General features: G+C 51.4%; 14 protein-coding genes. 10 read left to right on the top strand and 4 right to left on the bottom strand.

The annotated features are described in order from the left end of the window. Positions 1-51: 51 nt before the first annotated feature. The 3 genes from AXF19_RS10940 to AXF19_RS10950 all read right to left on the bottom strand — a co-directional run bounded on the left by AXF19_RS10940 (position 52) and on the right by AXF19_RS10950 (position 8,102). Entirely contained in the window at positions 52-396 is a 345-nt protein-coding gene (locus AXF19_RS10940) for a hypothetical protein (protein ID WP_066848756.1), read from the bottom strand. A 311-nt stretch (positions 397-707) separates the two neighbouring features. Next, positions 708-1,145, bottom strand: coding sequence for a DUF2691 family protein (locus AXF19_RS10945; protein WP_237141603.1), 438 nt, complete (start codon positions 1,143-1,145; stop codon positions 708-710). Continuing rightward, complete coding sequence (locus tag AXF19_RS10950; RefSeq protein WP_172837386.1) at positions 1,146-8,102, bottom strand: hemagglutinin repeat-containing protein; 6,957 nt, start codon at positions 8,100-8,102, stop codon at positions 1,146-1,148. It lies immediately after the preceding gene. Positions 8,103-8,461: 359 nt separating this feature from the next. On the opposite strand from AXF19_RS10950, the gene AXF19_RS10955 reads away from it, so the two are divergent. From AXF19_RS10955 to AXF19_RS10995, 9 genes are all read left to right on the top strand, one after another. Beyond that, entirely contained in the window at positions 8,462-9,511 is a 1,050-nt protein-coding gene (locus AXF19_RS10955) for an ABC transporter substrate-binding protein (protein WP_066848760.1), read from the top strand. Positions 9,512-9,533: 22 nt separating this feature from the next. Further along, positions 9,534-10,862 carry a 30S ribosomal protein S12 methylthiotransferase RimO gene (gene rimO / locus AXF19_RS10960; RefSeq protein WP_066848763.1) on the top strand — a complete coding sequence of 443 codons (1,329 nt, stop codon included), beginning with the start codon at positions 9,534-9,536 and terminating at the stop codon, positions 10,860-10,862. Then, the gene (locus AXF19_RS10965; RefSeq protein ID WP_066848766.1) at positions 10,862-11,353 is read left to right on the top strand and encodes a CinA family protein; all 492 of its coding nucleotides are present in this window, start codon (positions 10,862-10,864) and stop codon (positions 11,351-11,353) included. Before rimO ends, AXF19_RS10965 begins: the two co-directional genes overlap by 1 nt. Beyond that, the gene (locus AXF19_RS10970) at positions 11,350-11,985 is read left to right on the top strand and encodes a hypothetical protein (RefSeq protein ID WP_084784822.1); all 636 of its coding nucleotides are present in this window, start codon (positions 11,350-11,352) and stop codon (positions 11,983-11,985) included. Before AXF19_RS10965 ends, AXF19_RS10970 begins: the two co-directional genes overlap by 4 nt. A gap of 42 nt (positions 11,986-12,027) precedes the next feature. After that, positions 12,028-13,371 (top strand): hypothetical protein, encoded by a 1,344-nt coding sequence (locus AXF19_RS10975; RefSeq protein WP_066848772.1) that lies wholly within the window; start codon positions 12,028-12,030, stop codon positions 13,369-13,371. A gap of 34 nt (positions 13,372-13,405) precedes the next feature. Next, positions 13,406-14,470 carry a tartrate dehydrogenase gene (locus AXF19_RS10980; protein ID WP_066848775.1) on the top strand — a complete coding sequence of 355 codons (1,065 nt, stop codon included), beginning with the start codon at positions 13,406-13,408 and terminating at the stop codon, positions 14,468-14,470. Positions 14,471-14,544: 74 nt separating this feature from the next. Further along, complete coding sequence (gene galU, locus AXF19_RS10985; protein ID WP_066848777.1) at positions 14,545-15,429, top strand: UTP--glucose-1-phosphate uridylyltransferase GalU; 885 nt, start codon at positions 14,545-14,547, stop codon at positions 15,427-15,429. 10 nt (positions 15,430-15,439) lie between these two features. Next, complete coding sequence (locus AXF19_RS10990; RefSeq protein WP_066848779.1) at positions 15,440-16,669, top strand: DUF445 domain-containing protein; 1,230 nt, start codon at positions 15,440-15,442, stop codon at positions 16,667-16,669. Next, on the top strand, positions 16,666-17,955 hold the full coding sequence (locus tag AXF19_RS10995; protein WP_066848781.1) for a DUF445 domain-containing protein: 1,290 nt from the start codon (positions 16,666-16,668) through the stop codon (positions 17,953-17,955). The genes AXF19_RS10990 and AXF19_RS10995 overlap by 4 nt, the downstream gene beginning before the upstream one ends. Here AXF19_RS10995 and AXF19_RS11000 read toward each other — a convergent pair. Continuing rightward, positions 17,948-18,391 (bottom strand): RrF2 family transcriptional regulator, encoded by a 444-nt coding sequence (locus AXF19_RS11000; RefSeq protein WP_066848784.1) that lies wholly within the window; start codon positions 18,389-18,391, stop codon positions 17,948-17,950. The genes AXF19_RS10995 and AXF19_RS11000 overlap by 8 nt on opposite strands. Positions 18,392-18,627: 236 nt before the next feature. Between AXF19_RS11000 and AXF19_RS11005 the strand changes: the two genes are divergently transcribed. Beyond that, positions 18,628-20,016, top strand: coding sequence for a pyruvate carboxylase subunit B (locus AXF19_RS11005; RefSeq protein ID WP_066848786.1), 1,389 nt, complete (start codon positions 18,628-18,630; stop codon positions 20,014-20,016). Positions 20,017-20,033: the final 17 nt, after the last annotated feature.

Below are 20,033 nucleotides of genomic sequence, written 5' to 3' on the forward strand. Positions count from 1 at the left end.
GTTCCAGGGGAGAAATCACTTCCTTTAACAGACGATCTTCGATTGATTTATTTAGACAATATCGGTCAAAGATATTGTCACTCCAGTAATTTCTAATGTATCCCCGGAATTTAGTGTAATTATTAGTTTTAATTGATCGTTTGCACAACGTTCTATTTCTTCTGAGACAATATAGGTTCCTTTCCCCCAAGGTTCTTCTATTGATATAACAAAATATGAGATGTTTTCAATAAGAAGTTTTGCTTTTTTCTCCGAGTCTCTTAACGGAGGAGATTTAGGCAAAATTAGAAATATAATTATGTTTTTCCTATCGTATGAGATTTCTATGTCTTGTAATAGTGAGTCATGCAAATCAAGTTCTGAATTTTGAAAGTTAGCTGTATGAATTTGCTTCATTTGATTTGTCTCCTTTATGCGGTATATAATTATTAATATTTATCTCCAGGGGCAAAATGTGTGTTCCCTGTTTCATCAGGAATACGTGTGTTTCCATCCTCTCCAATTTTATGATATGCGGCGATAGTCGGGGCAGCAAAGAGGGAGAGGATGGGGATGAGGAGTAGTAAAGAGGGGCGTTTGAGTGTTTTCAAGTGGAGTCACCTCATGTGGAACAGGGAGAAACTGCCTTAAGATTTCCCTTTGCTATATTTTGATAGGGAATAACAGAGTAAGGGACGGTTAAAAATTAATCTTCAAGGATGATGGAATTATCCATCCATTTCAATATTTTCAAATCCTTGGTTTACTGCATTCGTATACAAGGCAGATATTATCTTGTCATCAACAGAAGAAATATCTACATATACACTATCTGTTACAATGACTTCTAAATAAGGTGTATTCAGATTATCCTTTTTGTTTTCGATGGAAGATTTTAAGCTGAATATACCTGATACTATATAGTACATATCTGACTCGAGCAATGAGAAAAAATCTTGGTTTGAAAAATAATCGGAATCAAATAAATCAACCATTTCACCGTTTATATTTTTCCATGCCTGAAGATCAACAACTTCCCATGTACCATAAACCTCCCATGTACCATCGACGATATCCTTTATGGGGGAAAGTATACGATATAAATATTGTCCCCATTCATTTGGAATGATGAAACTTATTTTTTTTATATGATTCAAAGTTCTCACCTATTTTCTCCTCGCATTACCATTTTTATCCCATTCCCATGTGTGTTCATGAGGAACTTCGGGATGTGTTTTAGGATTTCCATGATCTGTAAAATCTACATCTTTTTTTGCGCGTCCATCCCCATCATACCAACGCCTTGTGATGATTCGGCCTTTTTCATCTACACGGTCTATAGATGAATTTGGCTTGCCGGTTTTCTCGAAATCTTTAGGATTGTTGGTAGATGAATGCTCATTGGCAGGAGGATAGGCTTTATCTGCTTTCTCTTTTTCAACTCCTTTCGAAAGGAACCTGTTACCATCAGAGAAGTCTTGGCTGCTCCATTGCTCCTTAAAGTCGAACAAGGGATTGGTATATGGCTTGTATTTAAGATCTAGGATATTGGGGGAGAGATCAAAAGTAAACCGCTCATGATCTGGCGGAGTCACCGTTATTGGTGGTGTGATATAGTAATGCGGACCATTTAGCGTCTGTGGTTGAGAATAAGGTATGTTGTGCTCTTTAAAAACAGACTCAAGAGTAGAATCCACGTTATTCAACAACCAATTTCCGTCCTGTTGCAGTTGCGCTACAATCTTGTTTGTGGCAGTATTTTGGATATATTGCACACCTGCATAAACTACGATCACATACCCTGTTAATGCTGCCATGATCTGCGGGGTTATAGAACCGGTTGCGGCACCCCCAAAGAAATTATGCTTCGTCCCACTCGCAGCCGCGGTTGCTCCTGCTGTTGCATCTCCGTTGATTGCTTTTGCAGCAGCTGCGCCGAGGACGCCACTGATTACCTGTGCAATAGTGGGGTCAAGACCTTTTAGGTTGTTAATCAGTGCCTCGTTGAGTCCTGCACCTGCTGCACCCGAAGCAAAGCCTGCTCCTGCAAACTGACTTATGAGTCCTCCGACGAGGGAATGAAGGAAAGCTTTACGTCCGCTTCCATCGTCGGGAAGATTGTGCAGGAGACGGAATGCCTCCTCTCGGAATACGCTTACAAGTTCCTGTTGCTCCTCGATGGTCTTCTTGTCGAAGATCCTGCCGAGTTCGTTCAGTGAGTTTGCTGTATCTCGGCTGAGTGCAGAGATATCCTGCGATGGATTCTCGCGGATGTCGATGGTACCCGGTGCGATGGCAGACTTTGTCGTGCTGCTTGCATCTCCCTGTACTACGATGGGAATGGAAGGAGTGGAGTGCAATGACTGCACTACTTTCAGACGCTCTTTTTTGTTTCCGTCAGGATCCTCTTCTTTTGTTAAGCGAAGTGTCGGTTTTATCTGCGCAGAAGAGCCAGTGTCTTTTGCGTTATACTCCGCCTCATTCTTGAGGTTGCTGAATGAGAACGTCCCTGTGGAGAGGTGGTTCTTGTCGGGAGACGCTTTGCTTGCAATAACGCCGCCCTTGAGGTCTGTATTCTTTTCGACGTAGATATCAAAACCTTTGCTTCCCGCAAAGAATCCTGCCTGATCGTGTGCGCTGCGGTAGTGCGAGTCGATAGTTCCTTTACTCCAATCCCTGCCAATGGTCGGTTTGGAGAAGTGTTTTGTTATTGGATTCATGCTCCAAGAGAATCCGAAGCCTGTAGATTTATTCTGCTCCTCGTAGGTTTCTTTCTCCTGTAGGGTCTCAATATTGAGATTCCTGCCGACTCTTGCCGTGATCCGATCTCCCTGCGCCTTGCTCCCGATGATGTCCATGTCCTTGCCGGAGGTGAGGCTGAGATTGTTCTCGGCGGCAACGATGGTGGGGGAGTAGGATGTGACTGTTTCCTTGCTGCTGCCATTCCCCTTGTTCGCGTTGATGCTGATATCCGATAGCCCCTGCGGGGAAAAGGATGCTCCGATGCTCGCAGAGCTGAATTTGTTGGTCGTTGTGGTGATATTTGTATTCTCACCGGATTCAAGGCGCACGTTCCCCTTGGCTGTGAGGGAGACATCGCTTCCCGTGACGGCACTGCCCTTGACGGTCAGGTCACGCTCTCCTGCGGTGATGTTTGTATTTCCACCCGACGCGATGCGGCTCCCTGCATATTCGGTTGTCGCAGCTTCCATACGGCTGTAGGATTTGCTCGTGCCGAAGCTGACGTTCAGGGAGAAGGTCTGACCCGTGAGAGGATTTTTCTTGAACGCATCGTGCATCATCCGTCCCGTCCGCAAGGCGTATACGGCTTTGAGACGGTCATCCTGTACCTCTCCGATACGGCTGATCGGGGTATAGAGCGACTGTCCGAGGTCGAGGAGTCCATGACTGAGACTGACGGTAAGACCTGTCGTCTTGCTCTCCTGCGTGATACTCTCGCGGTAGATGTTGTCCTTGCCGTCGATATGGATATCCTTCGCTGTAATGGTTGCATCTTTATCTGCGAGGATATTGCTCGATGAGATGTGCGCGTTCTCTCCTGCAGAGATGGTGACGCTTCCGCTAAGGGCTGCAATATTCGTTCCCTGCTGTGTGAGGGCATCGCTGTCACGCGTGGTCTTTGTCTGCTGTGTTCCGATGGTGAAGCCGAGTCCGCCAGAACCGAAGATGCCGGACTTCTTGACCTCTTTGTAGTTTTCCGTATGGGCATAGTTCTCTGCCGAGGTGACAGAGACATTCCGTCCGGCAGAGATGTTCACATTGTGATCTGCAGCGATATCTGCCGCCGTAAAGGATGCGTCACGTTTGGCAGAAATCTGGACATCCTGACCCGTGACCTTGCTTGTCATCGCGGTATCTGTCTCCGTATCTGTACGGATAGTCGTGGTTTTTGTGGAGAGAAGTCCGCTCGACTTATACCGAATGCCATAGTGATCCTCGGCTGTCTCCCGTCCTGCGGTGAGGGATATATCGTTTCCGGCAGAGAGGGAAGTCGTGCCGCTTTTGCTCTCGATGGTCGCGGCTCGTGCCGTAAGGTCGTTTCCTGCGGCAAGCGAGATATTCCCGTCCGCGCGAATCTCTGTACCGAGTTCCGTACCGCGCTTTGTACGGAGATAGTTTTCTGCATTCTCCGTCATATCCTTATCGCTCTGGAGTTTTTTTGTATTGAGCGAGATGTTTTCTCCTGCCGCGAGAAGGATGCTGGCGCTATTGCCATTTGCGGAGAGTGTTGCGCCCGTCAGTGTGATGTCCTTTCCTGCACGCATGGCAAGAACGCCGTCATTGTCACGGGCAGCAATTCCAGCGGTTGTATTCAGTACGTCCTGATGGGCAAGCCGTTCTGTGGTGCTGCTGACGGTGATGTTGTTCTTCGCATCGAGGAGGACATTCTTGTCTCCGATCACAGAACCCTGCACATTGATATCATGTTCGGATTTCAGACTGATATTCTTGCCGCGCATTAGTCCCGTGTTTTCAATATCTCCTGCCTGTGCAAGGAGGTTCTCGGCGTAGAGTGTCCCTGCATTCTTCAGTGCGTCTTTTGTTTCAACGGAGATATTCTTTGCCGAGATGAGGCTGCCGCCCTCGGCAAGACGGAGACCATTCGTATTCCTTGCGTAGAAGACAGGATAGATGGCGCGTTCCTTTTTGCCGTTCACATAGACGTCGCGCTCCTCCATCCAGACGATATCCGTGGTGAGGGCTGCGACCTGTTCCTTGGAGAGCGCAATGCCGGGAGCGATGTTCATTTCCTCGGCATAGGAAATACCCGCATCCATGAGTGCCTTGAATGCGGCCTCGTCATCGGTATAGCCTTCGAGATGGCGTTTTCCTGTTTGCTTTAGAATTTGCTCAGCGAGCAACTGCTGTTCGTAGAAGCCGTCGCCGACTCTCTTAGGAATCTTATCCTGATCCCACTTCATCTGCCGATACATATAGTCCGAGGAGAGGAAGTTTCTTTTGTTTGTAAAGGCGGGATCGGTCTCGATGAGGTAGTTTGCCGTGGATTCCGGGTGTACACGATAAAGGGAACTGACAAAGAGCCGTTCGACCTGTTCGTCATCACCTGTCTGTGCCGTATTGGAGGGAGCAAGTCCGAAGGGGGAGAGGGCGTTTTGCACGCGCTCTCTCTGTGTGTTTGTAATATCTGTCCGATCGACGGGCACAGCACTGCCCCCCGCATAGGTCTGAATACCGATGGGAGATGCATTCCCTTTTGCAATTTCGGGCTTCATGAAGACTATGCCGTGATATTTCCGTACTTTTCCTTTATGGAGCCAGTTCCTTCTTTCGGTATAGCTAGCCTGTGTCGTTCCAAAGGTAACAGTAAGTTCCTGCTGTTTCGCGGCATCCTCTTTGACAGTGCCGAGGGCCTGCAAGGTACGCCCCGCAACAATATTGCTGTCATCATTCTCTACAGCACTGTTTAGGAGGATATTGCCACCTGCTAGAATGCTGCCGGGCAAGGTAGAGGTAACGCTTTCCCTTGAGATGAGCGAATGACTGCGGATGACACTGAAGTAAATGATTTTCTGTCCCGCAGCTTTGCCAATTTTTTGATTATACTTCGTTGCCTCTGCATTATATGCCGTGATCTTTTCGTTGAGCTGTGCGAGGATTCCTTTGTATTGCGTGTCCCATGCAGCACGCGCGGGATCATCTGCTGCCGGCCGTTCCGTGTTCATGGAGGTGATGCCGAACTGCTTGAAGATCGGATCGTCGTAGGCATAAGTCGGAGTCATGGTGCCGATCAGTTCCTCGGGAATGGGCTTCTCGCCGGCGGCACGTTCTTCCTCTGAAATCTGTTCCAGCGGTTTGTATTCAGCAGGCTCCAGAATCACTTTTGGAGCGACATTACTGTGGTATGCGCCGTATCCGCTGTTGATCTCGCGGAACTCCCACTCGGGAAATGCCTGACCTATTTCGGTGTGACGGTCTTCGTCAATCCGAAGTTTTGTGGGATTGGTTCTTGTCTCGGTAATGACGCGCTTTGCAGAAAAGGCGGCATTCTCGTTTTTCGTGACGGGCGCAGTAATGCGGATACTCCCCTGTGCCTCAATGCGTGCGCCGCGATTCGTAAGCCCCTCCGTGGCAGAAAGATCCATATCCCTGCCGGCGTATAGGAGTGCGTTTCCCGAATTGCGAATGGTATCTGCGGTGACAGACAGCCCCTTTCTCGCAGCAATGACACCAGAGGGGAGGTGTTCAAGTTCTGCCTTGATTCCGTCTACTACAGACAGTTGTGCATCATAGGCGAGTTCAGCGTTATGGATGTTTGCTTTATACGCATTCACCGCGCCCCATGAGGTGAATCTTGTCACATCAACGCGGTGCGCCGCCTCCAGATGGTCTGCTTTTTGCTTTAAGACAGCCATCTCATCGGCAAGGCGGGATTCAAGGCGCGCGTTCTTCTCGTTTACGACATGCTTTGCTTGGATGGAGATATCTTCACCATAGATTTTGCCTGTGGCATCGTTTTTTAGTCGTACAGCAGCGATATTGGTACGCTTGTCCGCCTGAATGAGGTTTTGATTATGGATATCTGCTGCCGTGAGGTTCAGGTTCTGTCCGGAGATTCTGCCCTCGTTTGTCTGTGTGAGATTTCCCGTTGCTGTGAGTGTGAGTGTGCCGTCTGCTTCGAGGTTCTTCCTATTGAATACAGCCCCATTGACCTCTGCCGTGAGATTGCCGCCGGCATGGAGATTTCCGAAAGAATCTGCGGCGGAGGCATTTGTCAGATCGCTGTTCAGCGCAACGGATAAATCTTTGCCGCTGGAAATATTCCCCGTGAGCGGCATCGAATCTGCCTGTATAGAGAAGTTCCTGCCGCTCTGCAAGGTTGCCTTTTCAATGTCCAGATGCTGCGCTGCCGCAACTGAAATATCTCCATTTCCTGCAATCGTACCATTTTGGGTATGAATATTGTCTGCCGTAATGGAGATATCGTTTCCACTGAGGATATTTGCGTCAGAGTTGACAAGAGTTTTTGCGCCGATTGTCAACACGCCGTTTGCATTTGCCGCGCCGGAGGGGGCGATGCTGCTCCCAAGCGTTCCACGGTTGATAATCGTATCTGCTTGGAGCGCAGTATTTGCACCGCTGATGATCTTTCCGTCATTTTGAAGTGCTGTCGCGGATACATCAGTATCTGCAACACTATATATCGTTCCGCTGTTTGCTGTTTCCTTTGCGTGGATGGATGTTGTTCCGTCCGAATAGAGGTTGCCGGAGGTCTTCAGGTTTCCGTTCACATCGAGGGAGGTCGCCTGTGTGCTCGTGATCTGACCTTCGAGATTGACACCGAGCCCTTTTTCTGTTCCGACCAGTGCGATCCGATTCGCATACATACCGCCGATTGCCGAAAGATCGAGGGCATAGGCGGGCGTGTTGCTGTCCGCAGTGATGGGCGAGATTTCTCCATCCGCATAGCGGATTGTATTTGCGCCTGTGACAATCTTTGCGTGTTCTGCCCAAAGTCCTGCGTTGACTTCGATGGCGCGTGCATAGAGTTCGGCAGAATCTACGCCCTTTGCACTCAGGCCATTTCCTGTAATGACGACTTTGCCGTCGTCGATGCGCAGTGCAGCGAGTTTTCCTGCGGCATCCATCTCTGTGCGTCCTGTGGCAAGTGTTACCCTTGCCGTATTCAAAAAGCCGGCACCATCTGCCAAAATCCCGTTCGGATTGGCAATAACGACACCGGCCCTGTCACCTGCGACCTCTAAAAAGCCGCGCAGTTCGGATGGATTTGCACTTGTGACTTCATTAACGATGATACGCGCAGTACCGCCCATGAGGTTCGGATTTCCCTGCACATACCCTGCAAGCTCCGTATTGGAGAGATTATAGCTGTTGTTGAGGATCGCGCCGCGCTCGGGTACGTTAAAGAACGTATAGAGATTCATTGACACGCCGCCCGCAGATGGGGGCGCGATCTGTACGAGAGGATGCCCGCTCGCCGTCTCCATCACCAACGGCTGCTGAGAGATCGGAGCGGAGGTGTCCGGGAGGATTTCTGCGGCAAAGGTGAGTATGGGCTGCATCGAAAAAACACCGAGCGTGATCCAACTCGTGATCTTTCGGGCAAGGTCTTTCTTTCTCATCTGCGTTGTCCTCTTTGAAACAATATCCCTACATGAAAATGATCAAAGCAAATTGATGATAACATGAATCCATAGATTCTTACAAGGACATTGTTCCAATAAGACGAAAGAAGTAATTCTCGCTGAATTTGTATGATTGAGTCTTTTTAAGGAATCGCTGATAATTTCTTATGTTGCGCAACTCTGCCTCAAAAGATTACAATAGTTTAACTAAACGAAGTACAAAATGAATTTTTTGCGTTAATTTATTTTATAGTATACCTTTTTTTCATGTCGCGACAAATTCACTTGTCTGAACGCTTGACTTTGTTTATAATGGAAAGAGTTTAGATTCTTCAATGTAAAGAAAGAGAAGCCTCATGAAGCGGTATACGCTATTTATCGTCGTGATTGCTCTTCTCGTGACAATAATTGCTGCGGGGTCGGCATTTCTCTCGTCCGGCTCGCCTGCAGTGAAGCGTCATCCCATGCAGGAACTGACAGCATATACGACACTTCCCGCAGAGATTGCGGCGGTTCTGTCCGAGGAGTATGAAAAAGAGTATAATATTCGTGTCAATTTCGTTCAGCTGTCCTCCGAACAGATTCTAACGCGCCTCAATGAGCAATCACTTGAGGAGGGAGATGGGAAAGCTGCCCTTGTCCTGACGGATCGTGAGACGCTGGATCGCGCCGCCGCTGCGGGGTATCTTGTGCCCTATATCTCAGAGAAGGGCGATCAAGTTGCGGACTCGTTCCGCCATCCGAACCGCTACTGGACAGGGGTCTGGTATGATCCCGTCGTCTTTGCTGTGAATCAGGACTATCTGCGCACACATCTCGATCTGCCGAACTCTTGGCAGCAGCTCACGCGGCAGCGCGACATCCGCATAGGAACGACGGATTTTATGGCGGCAGATGCCTCCTCGAATCTGCTCTACAGCATGATTGCCGAGTACGGAGATCAGCGCGCGTTTGAGATTTGGCGCAGGATTCAGCCGAAGATCATACAGTATTCCAAATACCTGCACACGCCGGTACGGCAGGCAGGGATGGGCGAGGTAGATCTCTCTGTTGCGGTTCTGAGCGAGACGCTCCGCTATGTGCATGATGAGTATCCCATCCGCATTCTCTATCCCGTGGACGGCACGTCTGCGGTCATCTATGGGACGGGCATTGCCTTCCGTGCGGCGGAGCATGATGCCCGTGCAGCCGAGGTCTTTGCCGACTGGCTGCTGACGGATGAGGCACAGTTGTCACTCGCGCAGCATCGCTTCTATTTCCTCACCACGAATCCCATGACACTTTCCTATCAGATGTTTGCAGGGAAGGATATCAACATTTTTAAAAACAGACCGTATTTCAGTAAGGAGGAAAAGGAGATCCTCCTGGATCGCTGGATCAAAGAGGTGCGGTTCTACGAAGAGTAATGAAAGCCGGAGGAGTTTACCAGTGAAAGCAGGTTTTATCAGTCTCGGTTGTGCAAAGAATCTCGTTGATACGGAGGTCATGCTCGGCATCATGCAGGAGCATGGCATTGAGATCACCAATGAGCCTGCAGAGGCGGATATCCTGATTGTCAACACCTGCGCCTTCATCCAGTCCGCGAAGGAAGAATCCATCACAACGGTGCTCGGCATGGCGGACTATAAGGAGACGGGGCGTTGTCGAAGCCTGATTGTGGCAGGCTGCCTCGGGCAGCGCTATGGACAGCAGCTGCTTGATGAGATCCCAGAGGCGAATGCCATCATCGGTACAGGCGCATGGAGCCGCATCATGGAGGTTATTCAGGAGACTCTGAAAGGGCGGCGACTCCTGATTGCAGGCAAGGATGAGACCATCTACGATGCCAAGACGCCGCGTCTGCGGACGACGCCAAACTATACCGCCTATGTCAAGATCGCCGAGGGCTGCGATCATCGTTGCGCATTCTGTGCGATTCCACTCATTCGCGGCAGTTTCCGCAGCAGGGAGATGGAGGATATTCTCGAAGAGGTACGAGACCTTGCAGAGAGAGGTGTGCGCGAGATCGTCCTGATTGCGCAGGACAGTGCAAACTATGGTCTTGATCGCTATCGGAAGCCAATGCTTCCGACACTCCTGCGGGAGCTGGCGAAGATCGAAAAAATTGCGTGGATTCGTGTGCTCTATAGCTATCCGAAATACTTCACGGACGAGCTTATCGAGGTGTTTGCGACTGAGCCAAAGGTTGTAAAATATGTCGACCTCCCGCTGCAGCATGCACATAATGCCGTGCTGCGTTCAATGAACCGCCCCGATACGCGTGAGGGCGTAGAGAAGCTGATTAAAAAGCTACGTGAGCGCATTCCCGGCGTTGCAATTCGCTCGACATTTATTGTCGGATTCCCGGGGGAGACGGATACGCACTATCAGGCGCTTCGCTCCTTTGTGGAGGAGCAGCGCTTTGATAAGGTCGGCATATTTACCTACTCTGAGGAGGAGGATACGCCGGCAGCCGCAATGGCGCAGAAGGTCTCAGAGGAGGTCATGCAGGAGCGCTATCATGACCTCATGAGTCTGCAGAGCAAGATCTCCGAGGAGATCAATATCGGTCTTGAAGATCAGGAGTTGGATGTCCTGATAGAGGGGCGCGATGCGGAGCAGCAGGCGATTGCCGTGGGGCGTTCCTATCGGGAGGCACCCGAGGTGGACGGACAGATCTATATTGAGGGAGATACCGAGAGCCAAGTTGGCGAGATTGTCCGCGTTCACCTCCTGCAAGGATTTACGTACGATATTGTGGGGGAGAGGGTGCATTGATGGAGTCTGCATATGAAATGCTCTCTGATGAGTTGGGGAGGGAACTGCGTGCGCGCGGCCTTACGATTTCCTGTGCCGAGTCCTGTACCGGAGGACTCCTCACGAGTACGCTGACGGACATTCCCGGCAGCTCTGCCTATGTGATGGGCAGCGTTGTCTCCTACTCAAACGATGTGAAGTCACGCATTCTTCATGTCTCTGAGGAGACCCTTTTGCTGCATGGTGCTGTCTCTGAGGAGACGGCACGCGAGATGGCGGAGGGTGTGCGGCAGCTCATGCAGACGGATATCGGCGTAGGCATTACAGGCATTGCAGGCCCCGACGGCGGATCGGCAGAAAAGCCGGTTGGGCTCATCTATATCGCCGCAGCCGATCGAACGCATACGATTGTCGAAAAAAATAATTTCTCCGGCACGCGGCTCGAAAACAAGAATGCGGCGGTTGAAAAAGCACTGCAAATGATATACGATGTAATGAGGAGTTCTCTATGATGAAGAGTTACCGAAAATTAGCTGTGGTCGTTGGCGCTATGGCGCTTCTGTCCGGTGCGCCACACGCATTTGCGGAGGAGACTGCACAGATGGTGCAGGAGTCCGTTTCTCCTGCGCTTTCCTATGCCTATGAGAGTACAGCATACGGCTATCGCATTAGGTGTCCCAAACAGCCTGCTTTCGTTATCCCTGCAGTCGAGCTCGACGGGCACGAAGGCGAGGTATTGATTTTCGAGAATGAGGATTACTATATCAAACACGCGTGGATTATTCACGTGAATGCATTCTCGGAGGACAGCGTCCCTAACCTCAATGCGATCAGCCCGGAGGAGTCGGTAGAGCTTCTCAAGGGAATCATGGACAGCAATGGATACGAGGGCATTATGCTCATCAATCTGACAGAGGACAACAAGGCGATCTTTGCCACCACGGCAAAGGAGATCGAGATTGATGAGGACGGCGATGGAACGCCGGATGCAACGGCAAGGGCGGACAGTCAGATGGCTGTGCTCTTCTTCCGTGGCACGAACGGGTCACGCTATGGTCTCGAACTCATCGATAATCCGGAGTTGCGTGACGCCTCTGTTGCAGCCTTTTTGTCGGGTGCACGAAGTATGCAGGCAGTACCATGAGGATTGTTTTCATAACGCATGGGAATTGAGGGAGAAATATCAATGAAGATGTCATCGAAGAAAACGATGCTGACAGCTGCTGTGCTTGTCGCACTCTCATCGGGTACGACATTTGCCGCGACACCGGGTACGGTGGATTCGCAGGAGCTCTTTCACGCCAATCGATTGGTGACAGATCCTGTGAAAAAACCTACAGTGGAGGAAAACAGCGGGGCGGATCGCTATGAGGCATCCATAACGGCTCAAAAGAAAGAATCGGTGGGTGCCGCAATGGCACAGCCTGCGGCAAAGCAGGCACCCCAGCCGGCACGTCTTCGTTGGGACAGTGTTGATGCACGCCTTGCTGCGCGAAACAGCGACCCATCATTTAGCCTTTCCGCACAAAAGGCGAAGCCTGTCATCATCACGGCAGAGGATATCAGGCGAGAGGAGAAACTGGCTGCAAAAGAAGGGCGTCCCGTGAACGAGTTGGTCGGTGACGTGAATATGAACCGCCCGACACCGCCGCCAAGACCCAAGAAGCCTGCTCCTCCGACTGATGAACAGTCTGCTGCATTTGTTCCCTCAGCCACTGCATCCATGGCGGCGCATGGAGATGCCTCTGCCGTTCAGGGGCAGAATAACGCGCAAGTCTCTGTTGCACACGGCGGAACAAATATTCCTGCCACTGTATCAGATCGACAGGCTCCCATGCAGATCAATCCATCGGATGTTTCTGCTGCTCCGCATATCCCCACTTCCCCACATACAGGGGCGCAGGTATCAGGGCAGCAGCATGCGGCGATGGCTCAGATGCATACAGAGGCCGTTGCCTCGTCTGCACAGGCGGGTACAATGGGGCAAAGTGCATCCGTATTGCCATCCGGGACTGTTGCTGCCGTTATTGAAGCACAGCAGCCTCCCGCACGTCCGCGCTACGCCCAAATGCCGCATGAGCAGTTCTCTCTAACACCTCCTGCAGAGAATGGGGCAGCGCCGAGACAGCCGGAGAGTTTCGAGGTACTGGGCAACACAAATATGCAGCATCCCGCAGTTGCGCCTGTGAAAGACCAAACACCAGCCGTGGAGCACTCCGTGCGTCCCGATGGTGTTCCGGAGATGGGAGCCCGTGAGATGCCTCCGAATTCGGAAGCAGATCTTGTAGGTGTTTCGGACGAAGTGCGCCGGCATATCCTTGCCGGTCAGCTGGCGATGGAGGTTCAGCTGCAGCGGGATCCAACTGTTGCGGGAATGCGGGCGATTACAAAGGTTCTGCGTGAGAATACAACGCTGACGCGGCTTCAGAAGATCGACTTCCTCATCGGTTTCGGACGTGCACTGCACCGGAGCGGGCTCCCGCGCCAGCAGGAAGCGCTGCTGATCAAGACGATTGCGGATGCGTTCTAATCAGTTTTGCAGAAATTGATCGGGAGGGGAATCTATGAAGCGCTTTGATATTGCAGTCATTGCGGGGGATGGCATCGGTCCGGAAGTCATTGCCGAAGGGAAGAAGGTGTTTTCCGGTATCTCACAGATGGATGGAAACTTTTCGGTTTCCTTTGCGGATTTCCCTTGGGGCTGTGAATACTATCTGAAGACGGGCGAAATGATGCCGGAGGACGGTCTGGATCGGCTCAAGGATTTTGATGCCATCTATCTCGGTGCCGTTGGCTATCCCGGGGTGCCGGATCACATATCCCTAGGTGACCTCCTGCTTCGGATTCGCCGTGGATTCGATGAATACATTAACCTGCGTCCCGTACGTCTCTTGAAGGGAGCGCCGTGCCCGCTTGCCGATGTCTCAGCGGATGACATCAATATGGTTGTTGTCCGAGAGAATAGCGAAGGGGAGTATGCCAACGTCGGCGCACATCTCTATGCGGGAACGGAGCGTGAGGTAGCGCTGCAGACGGGGGTCTTCTCTCGTCATGGTTGTGAACGCGTCATACGCTATGCCTATGAGCTTGCACGCCGTGAAAAACGCTCGCTCACCTCGATCTCCAAGGGGAACGCACTGCACTACTCCATGGTGTTCTGGGATGAGATTTTCGCGGAGATCGGCAAGGAGTATCCCGATGTGGAAACACACAGCCTCCTCGTCGATGCGGCGAGCATGTTCTTTGTCAAGGATCCGGGGCGTTTCGAGATCGTTGTGACGAGCAACCTCTTTGGCGATATCCTGACGGATCTCGGAGCGGCGATTGCGGGCGGCATGGGACTGGCGGCAGGTGCAAACCTCAATCCCGAACGGAAGTACCCGTCAATGTTCGAGCCAATTCACGGAAGTGCCCCGGATATTGCGGGACAGGGTGCTGCAAATCCGCTGGCGTCCATCTGGTCGGTCAGTCAGATGTTGGAATTCCTTGGAGAAGAGATCTGGGCAGAGCGGTTGCTTGCTGCAATCGAGACGTTGCTTGTGGAGCGGAAGACATTGACGCCTGACCTTGGCGGGTGTGCCAAGACCTCGGAGATCGGCGACGCTGTCCTTGAAATTTTGAAACGCTAATTACAGATTTTCATGAAAAGCGCGGGGTGCTGTGCGCCTCGCGCTCTATTTACATAACGAATGGAGCAGATAAGATGAACGAGAAACAGCGCATACGCAAAGCCGTCATTCCCGCCGCAGGCTATGGAACGCGTTTCCTCCCCGCGACGAAGGCGACGCCGAAGGAAATGCTGCCCATCGTAGATAAGCCGACCATTCAATACATTGTGGAGGAGGCTCTTGCGAGCGGCATTGAGGACATCCTCATTATCAGCGGTCACGGAAAGCGTGCCATCGAGGATCACTTTGACTCCGCACCTGCGCTCGAACATGAATTGGAGCGCAAGGGGAAGACGGAGCTGCTCGACATCGTCCGCGAGACTACGGATGTAAATGTTCACTATGTGCGGCAGAAATATATGCGCGGCCTCGGTGACGCCATCCTCTGCGCACGCAGTTTTGTCGGTCATGAGCCGTTTGCCGTCCTCCTTGGTGATGATGTTGTCTACCATCCGCAGCGTTCGGCTCTGGGACAGCTGATTGATGTCTATGAGGAGACACAGGGTTCTGTGCTGGGATGCCAAATGGTTTCGGATGAGCAGGTGTCGTCGTATGGTATCGTAGCGGGGGAGACATTGGAGAATCCACGCCTCATGCGTGTTTCCGACATGGTGGAAAAACCGTCCATCGAGGAGGCGCCGAGCCGTATGGCGGTGCTCGGGCGCTATATCATCAGCCCGGAGATCTTTGCCATTCTCAGCGAAACGAAGCCGGGCAAGGGCGGGGAGATCCAGCTGACGGATGCGCTCAAGGTGCTGGCGCAGAGAGAAGCCGTCTATGCCTACGATTTCGAAGGGAAGCGCTACGATCTCGGAGATAAGCTGGGATTTTTGCAGGCGACCGTTGAATTTGCACTGCGCCGCGAAGATCTCGGTGCGGATTTCAAGGCCTATCTGCAAGATTTTGTAAAGACAATGTGAGGCGATCGGCTTGCGGAAGGAAAATCAGGCAAATCTTGCGCTTGCGCTGAGTGTCATCGGTGCAATCGGGACGGCGGGGCAGGGGAGCTCGCTCGCACTGACAACCATTCATCACGGATTTCTCGCGGCGACAATCGGCGGATTGGCAGATTGGTTCGCGGTCAAGGCGATCTTCGGACGCCCCCTTGGCATTTCCCATCGGACGGACATCCTTCGCCGCAACCGCGCACGCATCATGGAGTCTCTCGTACGCTTCTCTGCCGATGATCTGCTCAGCAAAGAGAATATCATGGACGTCGTCGAGCGCGAGAAGATCGGAGCGCTCCTCGTGGAGTATCTGCAGCATCGCGGCGGACGTGAACGTCTCATTGAGGCGACGGTGGACATTCTCCGCCATGTCGCCTCGGATGTGGACAGCCGCCATATTGCAAGGGAATTGACGCCATATGTCATTCAGGCACTGCATGCGCTCCCGTTGGAGGAGAGCTTTGCAGAGCTTCTTGACGTGCTGACAGAAGAGCCCCATGCAGACCGCATTTTCAATATGCTGATCCGCATGGGGTTGCGTCTCGTACAGACCCAGATCTTTCAGGATATGCTCCATGAGAACATCGCATCCATTCGTACGGAATATGAGCGCGACGGGATGATACGCGCCTTTGTCCTGTCCTTTTTTGACGATGCCATGATTGCGGAGTGGCTGACCGGACGGTTGGAAGAGATTCTGAGTTCTGCAACTTCGGTGGATGATAGTCGCCATCGGGATGGTGTTCAGGCTCTGGTCTCCTTTGTGACCGGGCTGCGTGCGAATCCGAAGCTGTATGAGGAACTTCATCGGTACAAGCTCCATGTGATCGAACAGCTTGAGATCGAAAATATTCTCACCGATTTCATCGAACAGCGTATAAAGGGCAGCCACCCCTTTTGGGTTCCGTATGTCAAGGAACTCCTCAATGAAAAAATAGACATCTTCGTTCATTCGGAGGCGTGGCAGCATCGTGCAGATCGCTGGTTGAAGGATCTCGCGGCCGGAGAGGTGGAGAAGCATCACGAGATGATTGCGGACTTTGTGCGGGAGTATCTGAATCAGAAGTCGGATGATGAACTCATCACCTTTGTCGAGGGGAAGGTGCGCACCGACTTGCAGATGATCCGCATCAATGGCGCGATCGTCGGTGCATTTGTCGGCATGGGGCTGTCGCTTCTTGTGACATTTGCGGAAAGGATGTGGGGGCTATGACGCGCACATGGAACAAGGCAGATACTGCTCTTTTGAGCTCCTTCCTGTTCTTTCTGCTCTCCCTCGGACTGCATCTGCATTTTCCGCAGACGCTCTGGACGGAGGGGCTGCTCATGGTCAGTGAGGCGGCTCTGGTCGGCGGTGTTGCGGATTGGTTTGCCGTCACGGCGCTCTTTCGTAAGCCGCTTGGATTTCCCTATCATACGGCGATCCTGCCGCGCAGGCGGGACAGTTTTATTCACGCGATTGTCGTCATGGTGCAGAAGGAGTTCTTCTCGCGCCGCAAGATTTTTCGGCACATTGAGAAAATCCATCTGCTCCCCATGTTACAGAAATTTTTACATAAAAAAAGGACGGAGGAGCAGCTAACTGGCACCGTCATGCACTTTATCCGTGCATCATTCCTGCGAAAGAACAATAAGAAGGCGATTGCTTATTTATCGGAACGCTTCAAGGCTTTGATTCTGCGCGAAGACCCGTCGGAGCTGATGCAGCGATTTGATACGCTGTCTGCAGAGAATGGATGGGATCGGCAGGCGCTCTCGCGGATTGCACAACTTCTCGCACGAGAGGTATCTGCGGAGGAAACGCGTCACTCAATTCGGGAGACGCTCGCAGAGCTGGAGCGCGAGAAACTCGGAGATGGCTTCTTGTCCCGTCTGCTTGAGGTGACGAATACGGTCAATCTCGACGAGGGGGCAGAACTGATTCAGCGGCATACCTGCAATGTTCTGAATGAACTCGGGCGAGAAGGCTCCCCCCTGCAGGAAAATGCCGTGGCGCTCCTGCACGACTGCCTGTCAGACATGCGCCAGGATGAGGAGCTGCTGCATCTCGCGCGTGAATTACAGGAGCGCCTTGCGCAGGAGCTTCCGATTGATGAGACACTCGCGCGGCTCTTTCAGGGGATGCGCAGGCACTTCCAAATGGATTTGAAGCGGGAAGTCGATCCGATTGAGGAGCATATGCCTGCATTCTATATGCAGCTGCAGAACATCCTTCATCTCGAATATCAGCACATGCTCTTTCTCGTTGAGGAGCGTCCGGAACTGCAAAAGATCATTGCAAAGGTTCTCTATGACCTCTTGGCGCGATCCGCGTTGCATGCGCAGACCCTCGTCGGTGTCATTGTCGGCAACGTGCTGTCTCGTCTCACAGACGAAGAGCTCAATCATCTCATCTACGACAAGGTGGAACAGGATCTCCTGTGGATTCGCGTCAACGGTTCTCTCGTGGGCGGATGTATCGGACTTTTGCTCTTTGTCTGCATGAATATCTTTAGATGAAGTACATGAGATTCTCGTTGCTCTCCTCATGATTCAGTGCCGTGAGGAGCGCCTCCAGTGTAATCGCATTCAGCGTCTCGAATATACTCTTGTCCAGCACATCAAATACTTCGCGCGAGAGGATGTGGTTGAGCTGATCCATCTTCTCCGAGGCTGTTCCCGTCTTTTCGATCAGCGAGATTTCGATGGAGGAGAGAATGTCGTATGCTGTGATATCGCGCGGATGACGGGAGAGCTGATAGCCCCCCTGAGATCCCTTGATCGAGTTGACGAGCTTGCTGCGCTTGAGTAGGGAAAAGACCTGCTCAAGGTAGATCTTCGAGATGCCTAGATGTTCCGATATACTGATGATCGTAATAGGGGAGGAGGCATCGTAGCTTCGTGCGAGAAATACCATGGCCGCGATTCCGTAACGCCCTTTTGCAGAGATTTTCATATATGCATCTTCTTTCAGAAAAACATAGTTTTTATAGCAATATAATATGTTAAAAATAGAGAAATGTCAATATCAGTGCTTCCTAAAGTAGTATGGCCTCACGTTCAAATAAAATTTGTAGGAAAATATGTGAATTTTATAACTTGTCATTGACAATAACGCAATTTGAATCTATAATTTAGATGTTGGGTTATATAACTTTTGATTATACTTTTAATCAAGGAGAGTGTTCTTTTATGGCAAAGAATCCGGTCAAAATCACTGAGACTGTCCTCCGTGACGGCCACCAGTCACTGTTGGCAACCCGCATGAGAATTTCGGACATGCTTCCGCAGCTCGCGGCACTTGATGCCATTGGCTACAATTCTCTTGAAGCATGGGGCGGTGCTACGTTTGATAGCTGCCTGCGCTTCCTTGATGAGGATCCGTGGGAGCGCTTGGATATTCTGAAGAAAAATCTCAAGACGCCGATTCAGATGCTTCTCCGTGGTCAGAACCTGCTCGGCTATAATCACTACTCCAATGATGTGGTAGAGAAGTTCGTTCAGAAGGCATCTGAGCACGGTATCGGTGTATTCCGCATCTTTGATGCACTCAACGATATTCGTAACCTCAAAGTCGCGATTGATGCAGCACTCAAGTGCCCTGAGAAACCCCATGTCCAGGGCTGTCTGGTCTATACGATCAGCCCTGTTCACACGAATGAGAGCTTTGTTGAGCTGGCGGTTGAGCTTGAAAAGATGGGTTGCCATTCCGTCTGCATCAAGGATATGTCAGGACTTCTGAAGCCGTATGTGGCAGAGGATCTTGTCAAGAAGCTCAAGGCTGCGGTGCAGATCCCCATTGACCTTCACACGCACTGCACTTCCGGATTCGGTCATGCGACCTATCTGAAGGCGATTGAGGCCGGTGTTGATATCATTGATACGGCACTTGCGCCCTTCTCAAGCGATACGTCCCAGCCGTGTACGGAGACGATGATTGCAATGCTCGAGGGCGAGGAGCGCGATACAGGACTCGATCGTCATGCAATGACACCGATCTCCAAGTACTTCCTTGGTGTCAAGCAGGATCTCATTAAGACCTTCAATCTCAAAGGCTACTTCGATGTGAATCCGAACGTGCTGGACTTCCAGATTCCCGGCGGTATGCTTTCCAATCTTGCGAACCAGCTCAAGGAAGCGGGTATGGAAGACAAGTATCAGGATCTGCTGGATGAGATGCCGCGCGTTCGCAAGGATGTCGGCTATCCCCCGCTCGTTACGCCGTCCTCGCAGATTGTCGGTACGATGGCTACCTTTAACGTCATGACTGGTGAGCGTTACAAGATGGTTCCGACCGAGTTCAAGGATCTCGCACGCGGCAAGTTTGGCAAGACGCCGGTTGACATCGATCGCAAGTTCCTGACGGATACGCTTGGTATTCCTGCTGACGAGATCATTGATGACTGCTCCATCGAGGATGCAAAGGCCACGACATTTGCAGAGTTCAAAGAAGAACTCAAGAACAAGGGGTATATCAACCCGTCAGATGAGGATGTTCTCTCCTACGCGCTCTTCCCGCAGGTTGCAGAAGAGTTCTTCCAGAAGCACTACAAGCCGATCACGGCCTACGTCAAAGAATAATACGTGGACGATTCATC

The organism is Selenomonas sp. oral taxon 126 (assembly GCF_001683335.1).
GTDB lineage: Bacteria > Bacillota > Negativicutes > Selenomonadales > Selenomonadaceae > Centipeda.